This window comes from Methanomicrobia archaeon, from assembly GCA_011049045.1.
In the GTDB taxonomy this organism is placed as follows: domain Archaea; phylum Halobacteriota; class Syntropharchaeia; order Alkanophagales; family Methanospirareceae; genus JACGMN01.
Window position 1 is genome coordinate 16361 of sequence record DSCO01000047.1, and the last position, 20277, is coordinate 36637.

Sequence of the window (20277 nt, forward strand, 5' to 3'; positions counted from 1 at the left end):
GTCTAGTCGCCCCCCGATTTCGCCTCGCGCTCTACCGTAAGTTCAGGCGAACGTTCCAGAATTCGGCTCACCGTCCGCTTTGCTGATATTCCCGGTGCGGTATGCGGGATGTAGGTCCCACCGGTGAAGGTATAGCCGCATTTTCTGCACTGCCAGATGCCCGTTCCGATCCGACGTACTGACGGCTGCTCACAGCTCGGGCACGTATGCGCAGCTCGGGTTCGCTCCTCGATCGAGACAATCGCTCGCCGGATCTTACGACCGTACCGAACACCGAACCTGCCCGCGGATTTCGTCTTCTTACCCTTCTTTCCCTTCTGCTTCCTTGCCATCTCTCGTTGCCCGCGTAAACCTTATCTCCAAGAAAAAGAAAAGAACGAACTAATATATAGTTTAGCGATACGAATGCCGGCTCATCAGGAACCTGAAGCTGGCAGCGCGCCATGAAACTATCTGACCTGTCGTTAGATGCGGGCCTGGAAGCTCTTCTTGCTCATAGCACAATAAATGAGCTGTATCCGCCGCAGGAAGCGGCGATACGAGCCGGATTGCTCGATTCAGATCATAATTTCGTCATTGCCACGCCGACCGCGAGCGGCAAGACCTTCCTGGCTGAGCTCTCAATGCTCCAATCGATCCTGACGGCCGCAGGGAAGTGTCTCTACGTTGTACCACTGAACGCATTGGCGTACGAGAAGTATCAGAACTTCAAGGAGCGATACGGGGCCGCAGTAACGGTGGGGATCTCGACCGGCGATTATGAGAGCTCATCACGATACTTAGAACGTTACGACATCACCATTCTAACGTTAGAGAAGCTCGATTCGCTCACGCGGCTGAAACCCGCTTGGCTGCGGAACATCTCCGTGGTGGTGGTGGACGAGGTGCATGTGCTGGGCGATGACAAACGCGGGCCGCGGTTAGAAGGCGCAATGGCACGGTTTATGAGCTTCAATACCGCTGCACGCGTCATCGGATTGTCCGCGACCATCTCGAACGTTGCGGAGTTCGGCCGCTGGCTCGATGCGCGTGTTATCCAATCGGACTGGCGACCGGTGCCCCTGAAGGAGGAGATCTTGCTGGCGAAGAGTGACCGTGAGATCATCGAGCGCGTCGATCTGGAGGTAGACCGTGGCGCGCAGGTGCTCGTCTTCGTGAATACGAAACGCGGTGCCGCATCGTTTGCACGAAAGATCGCTGCGGAGTTGCGATTGCGGAACGACGCGCTGGATAAGCTTGCCGAGAAGGTGGATATCGGCGTGGATGATCTGCCGGAGATCGTGCGCTATGGCGTTGCGTATCATAACTCATGGCTGCATCCCGAGCAGCGGCGGGCAATCGAGGACAGCTTTCGCGCACGTGACTTAAAGGTGATCTGCTGCACGCCCACGCTCGCTATGGGCGTCTCACTCCCGGCGAAGCTGGTGCTGATCCGGAACTACAAATTCTACACGCTCGGTCGCGGTCTCGAGCCGATGCCGGTCTTCTGGGTGAAGCAGGTCTTTGGACGTGCAGGGCGGCCTGAGCACGATGCGTACGGCACGGGCGTGATCGTGGCGCGGGACGAAGAATCCCGTGAGGAGATCCAGAGCGTCTACATCGATGGCGAGCTTGAGCGGATCGAGTCCCGGTTCTCGACGGAGGCGATGACCGAGCAGATACTCGCCACGATCGTCGGCGGCGCACAGCGGATCGAGCAGGTCCTCGAGTTTCTCAACAGCACCTTCTACGCGTACCAGCATAGCACGGAGCTTGATGCACTCCTATCAGATCTGGATGGTATCCTGCTGGATCTAGCACGAAAGGGCTTCATCGAGCTTGACGGTGACCGGTTGCGGCCCACGCTTTTCGGCACGCTCGCATCACGACTCTACCTATCTGTGCACTCCGCGCTGGAGCTGCGTGAGGGTATCCAAACCTTGAGCGAGGCAGACCGGACCGGTACGATGTCCATTGCCGATTTTGACCTCCTGATTCTGCTCTGCAAATGCGACGAGATCATTCCGCTGACCGTGAAGCAGGCGTTCGAGATCGCGACGAATTTGAGCGAGAACCTCGAGTGGGTGTATTATGGCGGGCACGCGCTGGGCAGTGCGATCGTGGCGCAGGCGTGGATCGAGGAGCTCACGTACGCCGAGTTGAAGGTGAAGTTCAATGCGTACCCGGGCGAGATTCACAACACCATCTTCAATCTCGGGTGGATGGCGTATGCCGCCTCAAGAATCGCTGAATACCTCAATGAGGACCGCATGAGTGCGCGGTTGCAACACCTGCACGACCGTATAAAGCACGGTGTGAAATCGGAATTGCTCGGCCTGGTCACGATAAAAGGCGTGGGTCGCGTGATTGCTCGTGGCCTGTACGCGCGAGGGCTGCGAACGCCACGCGAGGTGGCGACGGCCGATCTGCGGCAGCTCGAGCAGGCTCCGGGCGTGGGTACAAAACGAGCAGTCAAGTTGAAGGAGGAGGCACTGGAGCAATGCATGAGCTGAAGTGTTGGGTGCACGACTGGAGCGTTAACGTGACGGAACTCTCGAACTTCGGCTCGCTGCTGAATCCACTCTATACGATTGGTGTGGAACTGGAGCTTCATGTCTCAGAGAGTCCTGACGCGCTACACCGGCTGCTGACCGACACGGGACTCGTATCTCGTGAGTCCATACCGTTCGACGTGGTCACGAACTTCAGAGGCTCGGCCACGAACGAGCCGTATTATGCGGCACATATCCGGTATGACGGCATGCCGAAACGGTATGAGGTAGCGGCGCACGACACGGGCGGGGTACTCAGAACGAAGATCGCGTACAAGCCCGTGGTGACGCCGGCAGAGTTGCAGTTGCATCATCCCGCGAATTTCGTGCGGTTGGGCATCACGGTAGATGAGTGGGAGTTGCATAATTACAAGCATTATTTCATGCTCCTCATCGCCTCGAAACGGTACGAGTGCTTTGATCTCTGGGTGACAGCCGCAGTGGAGCAGGAGGCGGAGGCGGCCGCTGAGAAACCGTCCGGGTTCACGACGGTCAGAGTCAAGCTGGCGGAATCAGAGTTGAAGCGGAAGGACGTACCCTGTGCGTGGTATGTGCAGCGACTGGCGATTTTTGAGAATCTTGATGTAGAAGCGGAGGTGCGGAAGAAGCTGGCGGAGGCCTGAGTGAGGTTACTCGCTCATTCACGATCACCACGATGAATGAGTCGCGTATTCATTCATAGGGGGAGAGAGAAGGAGGAAGACCGAACATGGGTGAAGAGGATAGAGAAACGGTATTAGGGAACTATAGAGCAGCGGGAACGATTCTCGCAGAGGTCAAAGCAGCGGCGGTAGCACGGGTGAAGGAAGGCGTGTCACTCCTGGAGGTCGCGGAGTTCGTGGAGGAGATGACACGAGAGAAGGGCGGTGAGCCTGCATTCCCCTGTAATATTTCGCGGAACGAGGAGGCTGCGCATGCTACGCCCGCGATCGGTGATGGGAGGGTCTTCGGTCCGGATCTCGTGAAGCTCGATATCGGCGTGCATGTGGACGGGTACATTGCTGATAGTGCAGTGACCGTGGATCTGAGCGGTGAGCACGGCGATCTGGTAGAAGCAGCGGAGGCGGCGTTAGCGGCTGCTATCAGGATCATCCATGACGGCGTGAGCGCAGGCGAGATCGGCGAGGTCATTGAGAATGCGATACGGGAGCACGGATACCGACCGGTGGTCAATCTCTCCGGGCACGGGCTCGCACGCTATGACGCCCACGTTCGTCCCACTATCCCGAACACGCGGTCTGAGCATGGCCCCGTGCTGAAGGAGAACGATGTCGTGGCGATCGAGCCCTTCGCGACCGACGGTGTGGGCAAGGTGACGGAAGGCGGTCTTCTGGAGATCTATGGCCTGATTAGGGCACGACCTGTTCGCGTACGCGAGGCGAAGCAACTGCTGAAAACGTTAGAGCAGTATCACGGATTGCCGTTTGCGAAGCGGTGGCTGCCGCGCGAACGGCTCGATCTCGCATTGCGGACACTGAGTACCGCGGGCGCGCTACGTGAGTATCCCGTCCTGCGTGAGGAGGGCAGCGGGATGGTCTCACAGGCCGAGCATACCGTCATCGTGACGAAGAACGGGTGTGAGGTAACGACGAAGTAACGACCGCTTCACGCGTGATACAGAACTGCAAGCAAGTAAGCAAGAAAAAGCATGCTCCATATCGACGGCTCTGTGGGCGAAGGTGGCGGGCAGATCATCCGAACCGCTATCGCATTAGCGGCTATCACCGGTACAGAGGTTGAGATCGCGAATATCCGTGCGAACCGCCCGAAGCCCGGGTTGTCGGCGCAGCATCTACACGCGGTGAAGGCCGTTGCGCGCCTTGCAGACGGCCAGACCGAGGGGCTAGCGCTGCGGTCCACGCGCTTGACCTTCGCACCCGGCCCGCTTAAAGGGTTTGAGGGTACCATTGATATCGGCACGGCCGGCAGCATTACGCTACTATTACAATGCCTCATTCCCGTCACGCTCTTTGCAGACCGCGCCACTCACGTCAGGATAACGGGCGGAACCGACGTGGCATGGTCTCCCCCGATCGATTTTTACACGCAGGTCTTCCTGCCCGCGCTGAAGGAGATGGGCTGTGACGTGCACCTCGATGTGCTGCAGCGCGGGTACTATCCCCAGGGCGGCGGCGTGGTGGACGTTACGGTACAACCGGTGAAGCAGTTGAAAGGGTTTCTAGCTCAGGAATCTAAACGTGTTGAGGTAATAGGGGGCATCTCACATTCCTGCGGACTGCCCGCGCACGTGGCCGAGCGGCAGGCGAACGCGGCAAACCGGCTATTGCGAGCGGCAGGCTACCATGCAGACCTAAAAACGGAGATCGTCGAAAAAAGCACCTGGACGACGGGCTGCGGGATCACGCTCTGGTGCGGGTACAAGGGCGGGAGCGCACTGGGCGAACGCGGTAAGCGTGCGGAGGTGGTGGGTGAAGAGGCAGCACGAAATCTTACGACCGAATTACAATCCTCTGCAACAGTTGACGTCCACCTGGCAGATCAACTCGTCCCATATACCGCACTTGCCGACGGGCCTTCCGAACTACGAGTGAGAGCGATGACCATGCATCTCGAGACGAATCTGTACATCACGCAGCAGTTTCTGGACGTTGCCGGTGAAATCGGGCAGGAACGTACAGATGGAGAAGCGGTTTTTGTGATCCGGAAGGTGTAGCTAAGTTAGTTTTTTATAAGCTGAGTGGCGGTTTTTCCACGGTTCTTTATCGTCGATCCCGGGCAAGTAGGGCAGATCTTCTGACCCTGGTGGCTCACACCGCAGCAGCCTGCAACTCGGTCAACCACTCCAGTGCGATCTCATGCACGCCGTTAATAATGAATTGAATGGCCACCGTGGCCAGGATCAAGCCCATGATACGGGAGATCGCCAGTGCGCCCACCTTGCCCAGACGAGCGAAGATCCTGTCCGCGTTCGCGAGGCAAACGTAGGTGAGCACCATGATGATCAGCACTGACCCCAGCACCACCAGCGTAACCCCGATATCACCGCGTGAAATGAAGAGCATCACGGTCGAGATGGTGCCCGGCCCTGCGATCATGGGAACGCCCATGGGTGTTATCCCCACGTCCTCGCGTTCTATCGATTCCCGTTTCTCGGCCTCGGTCGTCTTCGTGCCCGGCATCGCGCCGAAGAGCATCGTAAACGCCACACTGAACAGGAGTATACCACCAGCGATCCGAAACGCGGGAATCGTTATGCTGTAGAAGAGGAAAATGTACCGTCCAACGAGCGCGAAAGTGATCAGCGTGCTGGCGGCCATCATGACGGCCTTCGCCGCTACCTGTCGCTGCTCATCCCGTGAGTAGTCACGTGTTATGGCCGTAAAGAAGGGGACGATCCCGATGGGATTCGCAATGGCGAAGATCGCTATAAAGACCGAGACGGCGTACGCAAGCTCCATAGTCTGAAGATAAGTGACTGAAGGGTTATATGTACATGAGACGTGCTGCTTTGTGCAAACCACACCGTTACGGTTTCTCCGGCACGGGCCTACCGTAGCGGAAGATGATATTGCAGCTCCCCTCATGCGAGACCATGCAGGGCCCAATCGGATGCCTGGGGGTGCATACCGTGCCGAACAAGGGGCATTCGGCGGGCTCCACGATGCCGCGCAGAATCTCACCGCAGCGGCAGCCTTCTGGCTCCTGATACTCGCTGCTCAACGACCGTAATTCGTCTTCATATTGCTTCCGTGCATCGTACTGCTCGAATTCGGGACGCAGAGCAAGCCCGCTACCAGCTATAAGGGGAAAGCCGCGCCAGCCGACGTCGCAGGGCTCAAAGACAGTCGCCAGTATCTGCTTTGCCTTTTCATTACCGTCGCGCTTCACCACCCGGGCATATTCGTTCTCGACCTTTGCCTCGCCCCGCTGTTTCTGCTTGGCCAGCATGGACGTGGCCACGAGCAGATCGAGCGGCTCAAAGCCAGCAATCACCTGCGGGATGTTGTACCTGCTCGATAGGAACTCATAGGGTGTAGTGCCAATGATGGCGGAGACGTGCCCGGGGTCGATAAAGCCGTCTATGCGCAGCTCACCCATCTGTAGCAGCGCATCCAGCGCCGGTGGTATGAGCCGGTGCGCGGAGAGAATAGAGAAATTCTCCGGCGGGTTGCTCAGAATTACCGATGCGGGCGCGGGTGCGGTCGTCTCAAATCCGATAGAGAAGAAGATAACGTCCTTATCGGTTCGCTGCGCGAGTGCGATACAGTCGGTTATGCTGTAGACCATTCGAATGTCCTGGCCTTCAGCCTTGACGTCCGCTAAGGACTGCTCCTCGCCCGGTACCCGGAACATATCGCCAAAGGTCGCGATCACGTTGCCCGCGCGGGCGAGCGCGATAGCCTCCTCGATCTCGCGCGCCGTCGTCACACATACCGGGCAGCCGGGACCCGCGCGTATCTCTATTCCCGCATCACGCAGCAGTGAGTCCAGGCCGAATCGCACTAGGGTGTCCTGATGCGTGCCGCAGACGTGCATTAGCCGCAAATTGAGCTTGAGGGCCTTCAACTTGGCCAGTATCTCGCGTGCTAACCGCTCATCTCGATAGGTGAACATGGGTGCTCTCAGTACTCGTTCTTACCTTGCCGCTATCATTATTTCTTTCCGCTTTAGATCGCCGCGTGGAGCATGAACGGCAGCATAACGGGGTGGACGCGGGAATACAACCGGAAAAATGCGTGCCACTAGCACGATCAAAATCAAGGAGCAAAAATTGAGGTGGTGTTACCGGTGGTAAGTTTTCGTCCCGGTGAGGAAGCCCCAATTCACGCTTTTGCTTTTAAGATTATCTCGATCGACGAGACGTTCGCTTTTTCTCCCTGTTCTCCCGTGAGCTGCTCGGTGCCGATCTTGATGTCCTTCAACTCGACACCCGGCATGAACTTCGTTCGCACAACTTCTGCGGTATCCACCGCCCGTGAAATCGCCCGTCCTCTCGCCTTGATCACTATCTCGTCTGACCCGCTATTGAGTTGCGTCACCACTGCCAGGACATAACTCATTACCGACTTATTCCCGATATAGATCACGTTGTCTTCTGCCATGTTAACTCACCAGTTGTATAATTATGTATAGCAGCGGCTATTTAAAGGTAGTATGCACCGCTCACGCCAGCGGGATTTCCAATTCGACGCGGCCTTCGATCTCGAATCGTTCAGCTGAAACGGGTTCCTCACCGCCCTCTGAATACGGTGACTGGGGGCGTGTCGCTCTCGTGCTCCCGCTCAAGCTTCATGAGCTGAGCGGTCTATTTATTGATCTGACTGAACGTGATGTCCATGCAGCTCCTGGAACGGATTTACCAGCAGGCGTTACCGGCACTGGAAGAGAAGCAAGTCAGTGCGGTCAGGATCGGGTTGGGGTTGTTGGCCGTCGAGGTTGACGATGGTGCCCTTGCGGTATCTTACGTGCTGCGAGATGAACTACCGCCCGGCTGTGCCCTCATACCGGCTGACACACCACTCCGCGGCATTGCCGCGAGAGAGATGGCTGCATGGGCTTTTACGGGCCACAATCCGTTGTTCACGTCACTCGGTGTGGCCGTTCTTAACAGTGTTGTTGACCCTGCAGCAATTGAGCGGCGGTCCCGTGATGAACTCGCTGAGCTGATCCATCCGGACGATCAAATCGGCATGGTCGGCTACATTGAGCCGATGGCGCAGTTCCTCAGGTCGCGAACCGCGAAGGAGCTGATCATCTTCGATCGCAGCAGGGAACCGTTTGGCGAGGTCTATCCCGAATCGCGCCAGCGAGAACTACTGCCGCGGTGCACTATTCTGCTGATCACCGGCACAACAACACTGAATCGTTCCCTTGATGCGATCCTGCAGCAGACAAACGCGCGAGAGGTTATCCTCGTGGGCACAAGCACCCCCCTGTATCCCGAGGCGTTTCGGGACACGAAGGTGACCCGACTTGCAGGCTCACTCTGGCGGCAAGAGCACCGGGATGCGATTTTTGCCGCGATTAGCGAGGCCCGTGGCATGCGGGCACTGAGCGCATACGGTACGAAGGTTTTCCTTGCAGTCCCAAAGCCGTAACCGGGTGGCGGAAGGGAAAGCTTTATATATGCAGTGCTTCCGATGTATATCCGAGCGGTCCGAAAGCCAGCTCAGAACCCGGGCAAAGGGGGACTGACGGTCCATGGATGAGATACAACTGATCGAACGGTCTGACGGCCATTTCTATCGTACGCCGATCGGTATCCTTCCCAGTGTGACTACCATTATGCGGGAACTGCCGAAACCGCAGCTGGAATCATGGAAGAGCCGAACACCCAACTGGCAGGAGATATCACACCATGCCCGAGACGTCGGCTCAAGGACACACCGTATCATCGAGCGGTACCTGAAAAACGGGACGATTGATCAGTTCTACTCAGACGAGATCGCACGATCCTTCTCCGCATTCCGCGGCTGGCTCGATGCGAGTGGTTTTGAGCCGGTGGAGAGTGAGCGAATGATATGGAGCGAGCGGGGCTACGGCGGAACGGTCGACCTCGTGGGGTATTTGAACGAGGAGCTCTACGTCATTGACATCAAAACCGCTCGGGCAGTCTATCCGGATTACTCGTTACAGATCGCCGCTTACCGGACCGGTTATGAGGAACGGACCAGGGAGAGGATAACGGGTATGGGTATCGTCCGCCTGGATAAACCCACCGGTGGGTTTGAATGGCGAGCATACGATGATGAAGCGTATCACCGTGCCTGGGCCACATTTTCACAGCTCTGTGAGTCCTGGCATGAAGCATATGGGGGAGAAATATGAGCACACGAAGTTTACAGACGGAACTGGAGGTATATGAGAGCGCCTCGACGCGAGCATTAGTTGTCCTCGAGCATCCGCGCGAATCCGGAACAGCCGTCCTGGAGGAAGCAGTCGCGAACTTCCCGTTTTCGCTCACGATCGCCGATCGGGTGATCAGCACGATAATCGAGTTAACACCGGAGGCGCGAGCGCGCGCGCGGACGAAGCAGAGGAGATGCAGTCTCTGCGGCAACAAGGAGGTCGCGTACGAGAAGCAATCCGGCGGGTTCTCACACCTGATCTGCAAGAACTGCGCGATCCATTATATCCGCGATGCTGATGCGTTGCAGCAGAAAGCGTGGATACACTGACTATATAAAACGGGATCACCCTTCTGCTAGTAAGGGAATAGTGGTGCGGTGCGGCGGTATTCTGTAATCGGCATCGTAGCGTGGGATTGGGTGAGGATATGAAAGAGGCGATGTTCTACGAACGGCTAGAGGAGGATGCCGTTCGCTGTCATCTCTGCCCCCATGAGTGCAAGATAAAGGAATCACGACGGGGTATTTGCGGCGTGCGCGAGAACCAGGCGGGGGTGCTGTATAGCCTCGTGTACGGTAAGGTAGTAGCAGAAGCGATCGATCCGATCGAGAAGAAACCGCTCTTCCATTTCTATCCCGGGTCTTCTGTGTACTCACTCGCGACCGTGGGCTGCAACTTCCGCTGCAGGAACTGCCAGAACTACGATATCTCGCAGATGCCGAAGGACAAGAAACGGATCATGGGCGAGGAGAAATCGCCTGAAGAGATCGTTGAGATCGCAACGCACTACAACTGCAGGAGCATCGCGTATACCTACGTTGAGCCCACGATCTTCTTCGAGTTCGCTTATGATACCGCGAAACTGGCGCACCAGGCGGGGATTTGCAACATCTTCGTCTCCAATGGCTACACCACGGAGGAGGCGATACGAACGCTCGCGCCCTATCTGGATGCGGTCAACGTAGATCTGAAGAGCCTCTCCGAGGAGCTGTATCACACGAATTGCGGCGGGCATGTTCAGCCCGTGCTCGATGCGATCAAGCTCTACAAGCGCCTCAGTATCTGGGTCGAGGTGACGACACTCGTGATCCCGACCCTGAACGATACCGAAGAGGAATTCAGGGGTATCGCCGAGTTCATCAAGGACGTGGGTGTCGACATTCCCTGGCACATCTCGCAGTTCTACCCAACCTACAAACTCATGGATCTGCCCCGAACACCGGTCTCTACGCTCCGTACCGCTCGAAACATCGGACTGGAAGTGGGCTTACGGTATGTCTATGAGGGCAACGTGCCCGGCGAGGGCAATGAAAATACCTACTGCTACCACTGCGGTACCTTACTGATCAGGCGGTATGGGTTCCAGGTGCTGGAGAACATCCTCTCCGAGGACGCTAAGTGCCCGAACTGCGGCACGCCGCTTGATGGGGTGTTTTGTGGTTCTGCTCAACCCTAGAATAGGTAGTGGTTCAGGCCTGTTCCCGCTGCCTGAGTGCCCGCTTCAATTCTTCCAGCTCGATGATCGGCGCCTTACAGGTGTACTGCTCGCAGATATACACGGTGGGCTTGCCCGCCTTTGGCGCTTTGTCTTTGATGAATGGGATCTCGCTAGACAACGCCCCTTCATGTTCGTCCGGAGCTGTAAAGACCGAAACGCTCTGAGGGAGGAAATAACGTCCCAGCACAGCGAGAACGGGCTGTGCCGCGTCTTGCGACTCCGCGGTAACGACGATCTGGAGCGGGTTGCTCAGGTAGAACGCAAGGGCACAGAGCATCTGCGCATGCTCCAGCGGATTTTGTTCCAGAGACTCGCGGAACGTAAGCAAGATCCCTTCTGCTTTTCTGCTGAGCGTTTCGTCGTCCATGAACGCAGCAAGCCGAAGCAGGTTCTGCGCCGCGATCGAGTTGCCCGAGGGCACAGGCCCGTCGTACGCGTCCTTTATCGATATGCCGACCTCAGCTTCAGCAAGTCGGTTCGAAACGAATCCACCGTCTTTATCGTCACCAAAAAGCGCCACCATGCCGTTATTCAGGTTAATCGCCGCGCGTAACCATTGCGCATCGAAGCTGGCTTCATAAAGGTCGAGTAATGCCGCACTCAGATATGCATAGTCCTCCAGAGTACCGGTGATCGCAGCATCACCGTCTCTATATCGTCGCAGTAACTGCCCGTCTTTCCTGAGCGTCTCAAGGATGAAGTGCGCTGCGGCCGTTGCCGCTTCACGATATCGCTCGTCTCTGAAGACCCGATAACCGATCGCAAACGCAGAGATCATGAGCCCGTTCCACGCTGTAAGTATTTTATCGTCCGTTGCCGGTCGTATCCGTTTGTTCCTTGCCTCCAGCAGTTTCTGTGTGCCGATACGGATCGCCACTTCATCGGCATCAAAGTGATCGGGTAGCTCCGGTCGGTAAAGCACACTCGTGCCCCGTTCGAAATTACCCCGCGAGGTTACCCCGAAGTAGGTGCAGAGCAATTCTCCACGCTCTTCGCCAAGCACTGCTCGCATCTCCGCGGGATCCCAGACGTAAAAGGCGCCTTCCATACCCGCACTGTCCGCATCCATGGCGGAATAAAACCCACCATCAGGATTGCTCATCTCGCGCAATACCCATTCGAGCGTCCGCTGTGCGATCTGCGCGAAGAAATGATCGCCGGTTACCTGAAATGCTTCGGTGTACACCCGCGCGAGGAGTGCGTTATCATAGAGCATCTTCTCAAAATGCGGGACCAGCCACTGAGGATCGGTTGAATACCGATGGAAGCCGCCACCCAACTGGTCGAAGATGCCGCCACGCGCCATCGCGTACAGTGTCTCGCTCACCATTCGCAACGCGTATTGCTCCTGCGTTCGGTGATGATACCGGAGGAGGAAGGCGAGATAGCTGGGCAGCGGGAACTTCGGGGCTTTCGCTGACCACGCCGGTACTCTGGCACCGAAACCGCCATGCTCAGTATCAAACTGAAGCACGAGTTGCTCGTAGGCATTCTCAAGCAGATCGACCGAGAGCTCGCCTGCTTCTTCTGGGCGCTTATGCTCGTACTGGCGTCGTATGAGCCGCAAAACCGCCTCAGAATTATGCTCTAGCTGCTCGCGGTTCTCGTGCCAGAAGCTCACCACCGAGCGCAGGAGATCGTTGAACGCGGGCAGGCCATGCATCGGCCGCGGTGGGAAGTAGGTGCCGCCATAGAAGGGCTTCAAATCCGGCGTGAGGAAGACGGACAACGGCCAGCCACCAGTACCTGCCATGAACTGCACCGCCTTCATGTAGATCTCGTCGAGATCAGGCCGCTCTTCTCGATCCACTTTGATGCAGACGAAGTGCTCGTTCAGAATCGCCGCAGTCTCAGGATTCTCGAAGGATTCGCGCGCCATAACATGACACCAGTGACAGGTCGCATAGCCGATGCTGAGGAAGAGTGGTTTGTCTTCAGCTTTCGCGCGATTAAGCGCCGCCTTGCCCCAGGGGTACCAGTTGACGGGATTATAAGCATGCTGAAGGAGATACGGGCTCTTTTCGCTCAGTAACGCATTCGGGAACTTTCGCTCCGCTTCATTCTTCATACGTATCATACCACCCCCCAGATAAGTGAAGGTGCGAGCCGTTAAAGCTACGCGCTTGTGCACCGAGCCGAAAAACGGAGCTTAGAACGGGGCCCAGGTAGATAGAGGATCGCGCATTCAGATGGACTTCTTTCGCCGCTTCACACGCTCCATCAAGTTGCGCTGCTCCATTACCTCACGCGTCTTTCCGGTCACCACGACTTCCGCTTCCTTCAAATCGCCAGGACTCCGACAGCCGGTCAGGAACATGGCAACTTTCAATTCCTCGCCCATCTCCTCGATCTTCGCCACAACGCCGTCTGCGCTGTCCTGCGCCAATGCGGGTTTCAGGAACGGCAAGGCCGCGCTACAGAGATCCGCGCCGAGCGCAATGCTCTTGGCCACGTCAAGACCGGTTCGTATACCACCCGTGGCAATGATCGGGATAGGGAAGGGGATCGCACTGCACTCCACAATGCTCTCGACCGTTGGTATGCCCCAGTCCCAGCCGAAGAGGTGCCCTAAATGCACTCCGAGCACATCCTGCTCAGTGTGCGCACGGTAAATTTCAGCAGCCGCTAAGCTCGTGCCGCCAAAGCCCCCAACGTCGATCGCCGCTACTCCGAGTTCATGCAGCTTCTTTGCCACCGCATAACTGATCCCTGCACCGGTCTCCTTGACGATCACCGGCTTCTTTATCGTCTCACAGACCTCCTTGATCGCCGCGAGGCAGCCGCGTGCAATCACGTCGCCCTCCGGCTGAATAGCCTCCTGCAAAAAGTTCAGGTGGATCGCGATCGCATTCGCATCGATCATCTCAATGACGCGTTCAACACCCGCAACCCCGAATACTTTCACTTGCGGCGCACCCAGGTTCGCATAAATGAACGAATCGGGCGCAAGGTCACGCACCACGCGAAACGAGTCTTCCTGCTCGGTGCCCTCGAGGGCCGCACGCTGTGAGCCCACACCGATACCCACACCAAGTCTCTGCGCAGCCTCCGCGAGAATCTCGTTGATCCGTTTCGTCTCCGGATGGCCACCGGTCATCGAGGCGATCATAATGGGATAGTTGAAGGTAAATCCAAGGAATTCCGTCTGCAACTCGATTTCTTCCTTATCGAGTTCCGGGAGCGCGACATGGAGGAGCCGGACATCAGCAAAACAACTCTCCTTCACTTCAACATCCTCCTCTGCACAAATCCTGAGTTGCTCGATCTTCCGCTTTGAGGTCTGATTCATGTCTACATTCAAACCCTTTTCTTCTAAAAAAAGATTACCTTTGTTTGGCGCGCCCAAAAGCCGCAAACCTGAGCAATGCCGCTTGAGATCTGCTTTCCTGAGCCGCAAAAGATTCATCTCGAGACCTTCGGGTGCACGGCGAACCTCGGTGATACGTTAAAGCTACAGGCCTTCTTCAGAAACGCCGGGCACACTATTGTGGCGGGGCCGCAGGACGCGGAGGTGGTTATCCTCAATACGTGCACGGTAACAAAACGAACTGAACTGAATGTGCTCAAGCGGCTGCGGACGTTACAAGCAACGGGTAAAGTAGTGGTTGTTGCTGGCTGCATGGCCGCGGCACAGCCGGAATTACTCAAAGGTGTGCTGGGCGAGGAGGTATTGCTGATAACGCCCGCTGAGATTCAGAGGAGCTGGCATGCGACACGCGATTTTGACCTGGAGGGAGTTGTCAGCGTTGTCCCGATAGCCATGGGTTGCCTCGGATCGTGCGCCTACTGCATTGTGAAGCAGGCACGGGGCGAGCTGAGAAGTTACCGGCCGGCGTGGATTCTTGAAGCAGTGAGGCGCGTGGTAGCACGGGGTGCGAAGGAGATTCGGATCACCGCTCAGGACTGCAGTGCCTATGGCTTTGATGCTACGCACGGCGTCACGTTGCCCCAATTAGTAGAGCAGTTAACCGCGCTCGAAGGCGATTTCCGCATCCGTATCGGCATGATGAACCCTGCTACCGTCCTGCCAATTTTAGACCCGCTGTTGGATGCCTTCGAGTCCGAGAAGGTCTTCAAATTTTTCCACGTGCCGGTGCAGTCAGGCGCTGACGAAGTGCTGCGAGCTATGCGGCGTAATTACCGGGTCACGGATTTCATTGCAATCGTCACGAGCTTGCGGGATCGATTCAGTGATTGCACGATCTCCACGGATTTCATTGTGGGCTACCCTACCGAGACCGAGGCGCATTTCCAGTCATCCGTGCGCCTTCTGGAAGCATTGCAACCGGAGAAAGTGAATATCACGAAATTTTCGCCGCGGCCCGGTACTGAGGCCGCAGCGCTGAACGATCTGCTGGAACGCGATAAGAAACGGCGATCACGCAAAATCACCGCGCGCTATCATGAACTCGGCGGCGAACGGACTACTGCAGCGGTCGAAGGGGTTACGGTTCCGGTGCTCATCACGGAGAAGGGCAAGAAGGGTGGTGTTATCGGGCGTGATCCCGCCTATCGAATGGTCGTACTCCGCGAAGAGCTGCCGCTTGGCTCCTCATGTGCGGTAACGATCATGTCGGCAACGAGTTCCTATTTGATCGGCAGATCTAGCTAACGAGATCGCTCATCGGAGGGATTCCGTGTGTGCATAAGTGACCACCTTTTAAATGCATCGCCACTCAATTCACAGCTATGACGCGGTTACGCCCTACGTGTACCGTTTGTGGCAAATCGGCGGTTTCACGCTGCAAATACTGTGGCGATACACTCTGCGCCGAGCATATCTCGCCTGAGCAACACTGGTGCGTGGGACTTGAGGCGTACCGGAAAGAGCTCGCGGCTCGAGAGTCCGCAGCAGGTCGCGCCGCGTTTGGACCGGAACAAAAAGGCTGGAAACCCGGTCGCGATAGGGGTGCACACAGTCTCTTCGGCATCTTGACCGGAAATTACTCCTTCCTGTTGATGTTCCTCATAGCCAGCTCATTTGTGCTCCAGTTGCTCATCCCGAGCTATACAGCGCACCTCATCCTCAATCCCGTGCTCGTCCTCGACCGACCTTGGACCCTGGTCACGCATGTCTTTCTCCACGGGAGCTTCGAGCATTTCTTCTTCAATATGCTCTTCTTCATCTTCTTCGGGCCCGTGCTGGAGCGCAGGATCGGGAGTACCAAATTCTTGATCATCTTCTTCCTTGCAGGCATTATCGCGGGCATCGGCTGGAGTTTGACCGCCGTTAATCCCGCGGTGGGCGCGAGTGGCGCACTCAGTGGCATCTTCGCCACGCTCGCCGTCCTGATGCCGCGAATGAAGGTCTATCTCTTCTTCTTCATTCCGCTGGATATGTGGATGGCCGTGATCTTCTTCGCGCTCATCGATTTCATGCTGATCGGCTCGGGCGATATGATCGCCCATACCGCGCACCTCTCCGGGCTCTTCTTTGGACTACTTGCCGGGTACCATTTGAAAGGAAAAACGGCTCAGTACTGAGGGTCTGATCGCTGTCGTGCGTGCGGCGCATCCTCGGGATATCAGGGCGAGCGATATTATCGGAACGCTTATATGCGGAGCGTGCCTGATATGTTTCACGTACGAGAAAAGAGCGGTATGAAGTTGAAGTCAGTGGAGGAGCGGTCTGACCGCAAAGATGAACGAAAGATGCCGAAATACCGGTGTGGCTATTGCGATGGCACGGGAAAACGATCGGGTAGTTCTGAACTGCCCTGCATCATCTGCGGAGGGACCGGTCGCCGATCATTCAGACTGAGACACAAGTGCACATTCTGTAATGGCACGGGTCGAAAGCCGGGAAGCCTGGCACTCCCCTGTCCGATCTGCGCGGGCTGGGGCTACACGAAGAAGAACGTACGATTTACACCGGACTAGCTAACTCGCCCTGCGCCCGGGTCGCACGCATGCCTCTTCGTGGTAGATGCGGGCTGCCCTTTAGATCGCGGGTAGGAGCAGCATTTATATAGGGCACCGCCTATATGTGAGATATATCCCCAAAGTGGCATGAGCGTGAAGAAGATCAACGGCGATATTGTCATCTCGTTGCGCAAGCTCGCCTTGCAGGGCGCGATGAAGCAGCCGATCAAGCTCTCATCGGGTTACTTCGCCGATGCTATTCGGGCAAGTGTGCAAACCGCAGCGCGACGACTCCAGGAGTTGGAGCGTGAAGGGCTCGTACACCGGCGAATCACTGCAGACGGGCAATGGATCATGCTCACCAAAGCGGGCGTTGAGGTCCTCAGAAAGGAATGCTGTGAATATCAAGAGCTCTTCTTCTCGCGCCCGACGATCGAGATTGAGATCGCCGGGCGGTTGGTCACCGGGCTCGGCGAGGGTGGGTATTACACAACACTTGAGGGGTATAAACGCCAATTCGAGTCGAAATTGGGGTTCATCCCCTTTCCGGGCACGTTGAACCTCAGCCTCGATCTGCTCTGCATCGTCGCGCGTAAGAAGCTTGATGAGCGAACCGGAATAAAGATTGAGAGCTTCGAATCGGAAAATCGGACCTTCGGCGGTGCCAAGTGCTTCCCCTGCAAGATCCTTGATGACCGTGCAGAGGGTATCAAAAGCGCAGTTATTATACCCGAACGGACCCATTATCCCGAGGATATTATGGAGATCATCGCACCGGTTTATCTGCGCGGCGAATTGGGGCTGAAGAACGGAGATGAGCTACGAACCCGGGTGGTGATAAAGGAAACATGAGCAGCGAAACCGTTCCCGAATCGGTGCTCAGAGGAATCGCGGCGGTGCGAGCGGGGCATCTCGTCTTGATCTACGATGCGGCGGATCGAGAGGGTGAGACCGACTTTGTGCTCCCGGCGTCCGCAATAACACCGCGGGAGGTGGCGTATTTCAGAAACGAAGCCGGCGGTCTTATCTGTGTTGCTATTCATCCGCTTGCTGCCGAGCGGCTGGGACTGCCGCTCATGAGTGATATTCTACGAACGGTGAACAGCACCTATCCGTTCCTCAGCACGATCGTGGAAGGTGCAGGCGACCTGCACTATGATAAGCGGTCTTCGTTCTCGCTCTGGGTGAACCATCGCGATACCTTCACCGGCATCACCGATTACGACCGTGCGTTGACGATCAGGAAGATAGGGGAGGCAGTGGCAAGCGTGCTCAACGGGACTGGTGACACCGCTAGCTTCTCTAATGAATTCCGGAGTCCTGGTCACGTCTCATTACTGCGCGCTGCAGAGAGGTTACTCGAAGAACGGCGGGGTCAGACCGAGCTCTCGGTGGCCCTGGCGCTGCTCGCGGGCATTCCGCCCGCAATGGTAATCTGCGAGATGCTGGATGACGCGTCGGGTCGTGCGCTCTCCAAGGACAACGCCCAGGCGTTCGCATCAGAGCGCAGGATAATCTTCATGGAGGGCGCGGAGATTGTGTCTGCCTATCGCGAGCTCTGCCGTGGCCCGTGAGCTGCTCAAATACGACTTTATCTGTAAAACGTAATACAAACAACGCAAATAACAATATTTAGTGTTATTGCACCCCGCTTACCGGACCTCATAAATCAGAAGAAAGCGCGATCTCATTGAACCGCGAAATAGGCGCGCGTCTATTTTATTTGTAGACCGCATAGTTGTGCTTCGCAGCCATGGACGCGAGTTCTGTGCCGAGCACAAAAATGGCCTGCTTGTGCTCATCCTTGCTGCGGTGTACCTGGAAGGGCGAGATCTCAAGCTCCTGATACTTCGAAAAATCGCAATCCAAGCCGTGCTGCTCACAAAACTTCTTCAACTGGGCCAATAACATATGGAGATGTACCAGCTCCTCCTTCTTCATATAATTACATTGCTACACTGTAGCATATAAATATTATTGCTCTCATAGAATTACGTGCACGGATGCCGCTGTGGCTTAGAGGTAGAGCAGCTGATTCGTAATCAGCGGGTCGGGGGTTCGAATCCCTCCAGCGGCTTGCCAACAACGATGCCGCAAAAAGAGGACACGCAGACTGTTATTCCCAAGGATCAGCACTTCAGTGAGTGGTACAGTGAGATTTTGAAGCGTGCGGAGATCCTGGATGTCAGGTACCCCATAAAAGGTGTCTACGTCTGGTTCCCCTACGGCTACAAGTTACGGAACCTCGTCTACCGGATACTGCGGTCGCTTCTTGATGAGGAGCACGAGGAGGTGCAGTTCCCGATGCTGATCCCTGAGGACGAGTTGCTCAAGGAGAAGGAACACATCAAGGGCTTCGAGGAGGAGGTCTTCTGGGTGACCCGGGGTGGCAGCACGGAACTGGAAATCCCCTTCGCGCTTCGGCCGACCTCGGAAACCGCGATGTACCCCATCTTCAAAGTCTGGATACGCTCGCATGCTGATCTTCCGCTCCGCGTCTATCAGATCGTGAACACCTTCAGGTACGAGACGAAGCACACACGTCCGCTCATCAGGCTTCGCGAGATCACCTCATTCAAGGAGGCACACACGGCACATGCCTCCCGGTTAGACGCGGAAGAGCAGGTGAAAAAGGCAGTAGCGTTATATAAATGCTTCTTTGACCAGCTCGCCGTCCCTTATCTCATCACGCGGCGCCCCCAGTGGGATAAATTCCCCGGCGCGGCCTATTCCATCGCCTTCGATACCATCATGCCTGATGGACGAACCTTGCAGATCGGCACGATCCACCTGCTTGGTGAGAGCTTCGCGCGAACGTTTGATATTAAATTCGAGGACAAAGACGGGTCACTGCAGTACGTGAATCAGACCTGCTACGGCATCTCGGAACGCTGCGTGGCTTCGGTGATCGGAATTCATGGCGATGACCATGGGTTGGTGCTCCCGCCCACCGTTGCGCCCATTCAGGTCGTCATGGTGCCCATCGTCTTCTCACGAAAAGAGGACTGGGGCAACGACGGGAGCCGTTCAGTTGAAGCGACCTGTGCTGCGGTACGTGCCGAGTTAGAGAAGGCGGGCATACGGGTAATCCTCGATAACTCGGACGAGCGACCGGGGGCGAAATACTACCACTGGGAGATGAGAGGTGTGCCGCTCAGGATCGAGCTGGGGCCCCGCGACCTTAAGAACGAGAGCTGCTTACTGGTGCGGCGGGATACTTCAGCCAAGCGTCAGGTGCCTCTGAACGCGGTAGTTCAGGAAGTACAACGGACCCTGGAGGAGATTCAAACGAGCATCCGCGAGTCTGCAGAGGAGCAGCTCCATGCCCGGATGTATAACACAAACGAAGACCCCGCAGAGCTGTTTGAGTGTGCACAGCAGGGCGTGGTCTCGGTCTTTTTGTGTGAGAACGAGCAGTGCGGAGAGAAGTTAGAGGAGCAACTCGGGGTCAGTGTGCTCGGTGAGCCCGTTTCCAACGTGGAAACTGCTGAGAACGAAGCGAGCACAGGACGCTGCGTCATATGTGCTCAACCCGGAAAACGGGTATATGTGGCCCGTGCATACTGAGCGAGCACG

Annotated in this window: 21 protein-coding genes and 1 tRNA gene; 15 read left to right on the forward strand and 7 right to left on the reverse strand. The window is 56.6% G+C overall.

Going from position 1 to position 20277, the window contains the following annotated elements; translation table 11 throughout:
- Positions 1 to 2: 2 nt before the first annotated feature.
- Complete coding sequence (locus ENN68_05955; GenBank protein HDS45619.1) at positions 3 to 332, reverse strand: 50S ribosomal protein L37ae; 330 nt, start codon at positions 330 to 332, stop codon at positions 3 to 5.
- Positions 333 to 443: 111 nt separating this feature from the next.
- On the opposite strand from ENN68_05955, the gene ENN68_05960 reads away from it, so the two are divergent.
- From ENN68_05960 to ENN68_05975, 4 genes are all read left to right on the forward strand, one after another.
- On the forward strand, positions 444 to 2492 hold the full coding sequence (locus ENN68_05960) for a DEAD/DEAH box helicase (GenBank protein HDS45620.1): 2049 nt from the start codon (positions 444 to 446) through the stop codon (positions 2490 to 2492).
- Positions 2480 to 3154 (forward strand): hypothetical protein, encoded by a 675-nt coding sequence (locus ENN68_05965; protein HDS45621.1) that lies wholly within the window; start codon positions 2480 to 2482, stop codon positions 3152 to 3154. The genes ENN68_05960 and ENN68_05965 overlap by 13 nt, the downstream gene beginning before the upstream one ends.
- Before the next feature lie 86 nt (positions 3155 to 3240).
- The gene (locus ENN68_05970) at positions 3241 to 4128 is read left to right on the forward strand and encodes a type II methionyl aminopeptidase (GenBank protein HDS45622.1); all 888 of its coding nucleotides are present in this window, start codon (positions 3241 to 3243) and stop codon (positions 4126 to 4128) included.
- Between the two features lie 51 nt (positions 4129 to 4179).
- Positions 4180 to 5205, forward strand: coding sequence for an RNA 3'-terminal phosphate cyclase (locus ENN68_05975; GenBank protein ID HDS45623.1), 1026 nt, complete (start codon positions 4180 to 4182; stop codon positions 5203 to 5205).
- Between the two features lie 94 nt (positions 5206 to 5299).
- On the opposite strand, the gene ENN68_05980 is transcribed toward ENN68_05975, so the two are convergent.
- The 3 genes from ENN68_05980 to albA form a co-directional block, all read right to left on the reverse strand.
- Entirely contained in the window at positions 5300 to 6076 is a 777-nt protein-coding gene (locus tag ENN68_05980; GenBank protein HDS45624.1) for a MarC family protein, read from the reverse strand.
- Positions 6018 to 7106 (reverse strand): hydrogenase formation protein HypD, encoded by a 1089-nt coding sequence (gene hypD / locus ENN68_05985; GenBank protein ID HDS45625.1) that lies wholly within the window; start codon positions 7104 to 7106, stop codon positions 6018 to 6020. The genes ENN68_05980 and hypD overlap by 59 nt, the downstream gene beginning before the upstream one ends.
- Positions 7107 to 7315: 209 nt before the next feature.
- The gene (gene albA / locus ENN68_05990; protein HDS45626.1) at positions 7316 to 7594 is read right to left on the reverse strand and encodes a DNA-binding protein Alba; all 279 of its coding nucleotides are present in this window, start codon (positions 7592 to 7594) and stop codon (positions 7316 to 7318) included.
- 228 nt (positions 7595 to 7822) lie between these two features.
- Here albA and ENN68_05995 point away from each other — a divergent pair, with 228 nt between their 5' ends.
- The 4 genes from ENN68_05995 (at position 7823) to amrS (ending at position 10797) form a co-directional block, all read left to right on the forward strand.
- Positions 7823 to 8590: a hypothetical protein gene (locus ENN68_05995; protein ID HDS45627.1), complete on the forward strand. Its 768-nt coding sequence runs from the start codon at positions 7823 to 7825 to the stop codon at positions 8588 to 8590.
- 103 nt (positions 8591 to 8693) lie between these two features.
- Positions 8694 to 9320, forward strand: coding sequence for a hypothetical protein (locus tag ENN68_06000; GenBank protein HDS45628.1), 627 nt, complete (start codon positions 8694 to 8696; stop codon positions 9318 to 9320).
- Positions 9317 to 9670 (forward strand): hypothetical protein, encoded by a 354-nt coding sequence (locus tag ENN68_06005; GenBank protein ID HDS45629.1) that lies wholly within the window; start codon positions 9317 to 9319, stop codon positions 9668 to 9670. The genes ENN68_06000 and ENN68_06005 overlap by 4 nt, the downstream gene beginning before the upstream one ends.
- A gap of 98 nt (positions 9671 to 9768) precedes the next feature.
- Positions 9769 to 10797, forward strand: a complete 1029-nt coding sequence (gene amrS, locus ENN68_06010) for an AmmeMemoRadiSam system radical SAM enzyme (protein HDS45630.1) — start codon at positions 9769 to 9771, stop codon at positions 10795 to 10797.
- A 13-nt stretch (positions 10798 to 10810) separates the two neighbouring features.
- Here amrS and ENN68_06015 read toward each other — a convergent pair whose 3' ends face one another.
- Positions 10811 to 12907: a thioredoxin domain-containing protein gene (locus ENN68_06015; GenBank protein HDS45631.1), complete on the reverse strand. Its 2097-nt coding sequence runs from the start codon at positions 12905 to 12907 to the stop codon at positions 10811 to 10813.
- Positions 12908 to 13024: 117 nt separating this feature from the next.
- Positions 13025 to 14128, reverse strand: a complete 1104-nt coding sequence (locus ENN68_06020; protein HDS45632.1) for a type 2 isopentenyl-diphosphate Delta-isomerase — start codon at positions 14126 to 14128, stop codon at positions 13025 to 13027.
- A 75-nt stretch (positions 14129 to 14203) separates the two neighbouring features.
- Here ENN68_06020 and ENN68_06025 point away from each other — a divergent pair, with 75 nt between their 5' ends.
- The 5 genes from ENN68_06025 (at position 14204) to ribB (ending at position 18275) form a co-directional block, all read left to right on the forward strand.
- A complete protein-coding gene (locus ENN68_06025; GenBank protein HDS45633.1) occupies positions 14204 to 15451 on the forward strand; it encodes a tRNA (N(6)-L-threonylcarbamoyladenosine(37)-C(2))-methylthiotransferase in 1248 nt (415 codons plus the stop codon).
- Positions 15452 to 15528: 77 nt separating this feature from the next.
- Positions 15529 to 16323 carry a rhomboid family intramembrane serine protease gene (locus ENN68_06030; GenBank protein ID HDS45634.1) on the forward strand — a complete coding sequence of 265 codons (795 nt, stop codon included), beginning with the start codon at positions 15529 to 15531 and terminating at the stop codon, positions 16321 to 16323.
- Positions 16324 to 16440: 117 nt separating this feature from the next.
- Positions 16441 to 16719: a hypothetical protein gene (locus ENN68_06035; GenBank protein ID HDS45635.1), complete on the forward strand. Its 279-nt coding sequence runs from the start codon at positions 16441 to 16443 to the stop codon at positions 16717 to 16719.
- A 156-nt stretch (positions 16720 to 16875) separates the two neighbouring features.
- Entirely contained in the window at positions 16876 to 17553 is a 678-nt protein-coding gene (locus tag ENN68_06040; protein HDS45636.1) for a DUF120 domain-containing protein, read from the forward strand.
- A complete protein-coding gene (ribB, locus tag ENN68_06045) occupies positions 17550 to 18275 on the forward strand; it encodes a 3,4-dihydroxy-2-butanone-4-phosphate synthase (GenBank protein ID HDS45637.1) in 726 nt (241 codons plus the stop codon). Before ENN68_06040 ends, ribB begins: the two co-directional genes overlap by 4 nt.
- Positions 18276 to 18420: 145 nt before the next feature.
- On the opposite strand, the gene ENN68_06050 is transcribed toward ribB, so the two are convergent.
- Positions 18421 to 18642 carry a metal-binding protein gene (locus tag ENN68_06050; GenBank protein HDS45638.1) on the reverse strand — a complete coding sequence of 74 codons (222 nt, stop codon included), beginning with the start codon at positions 18640 to 18642 and terminating at the stop codon, positions 18421 to 18423.
- 64 nt (positions 18643 to 18706) lie between these two features.
- Here ENN68_06050 and ENN68_06055 point away from each other — a divergent pair.
- Together ENN68_06055 and ENN68_06060 are read left to right on the forward strand one after the other, a co-directional pair.
- Positions 18707 to 18778 (forward strand) — tRNA-Thr (locus ENN68_06055).
- Between the two features lie 11 nt (positions 18779 to 18789).
- A complete protein-coding gene (locus ENN68_06060; protein ID HDS45639.1) occupies positions 18790 to 20268 on the forward strand; it encodes a proline--tRNA ligase in 1479 nt (492 codons plus the stop codon).
- The last annotated feature ends 9 nt before the right edge of the window (positions 20269 to 20277 follow it).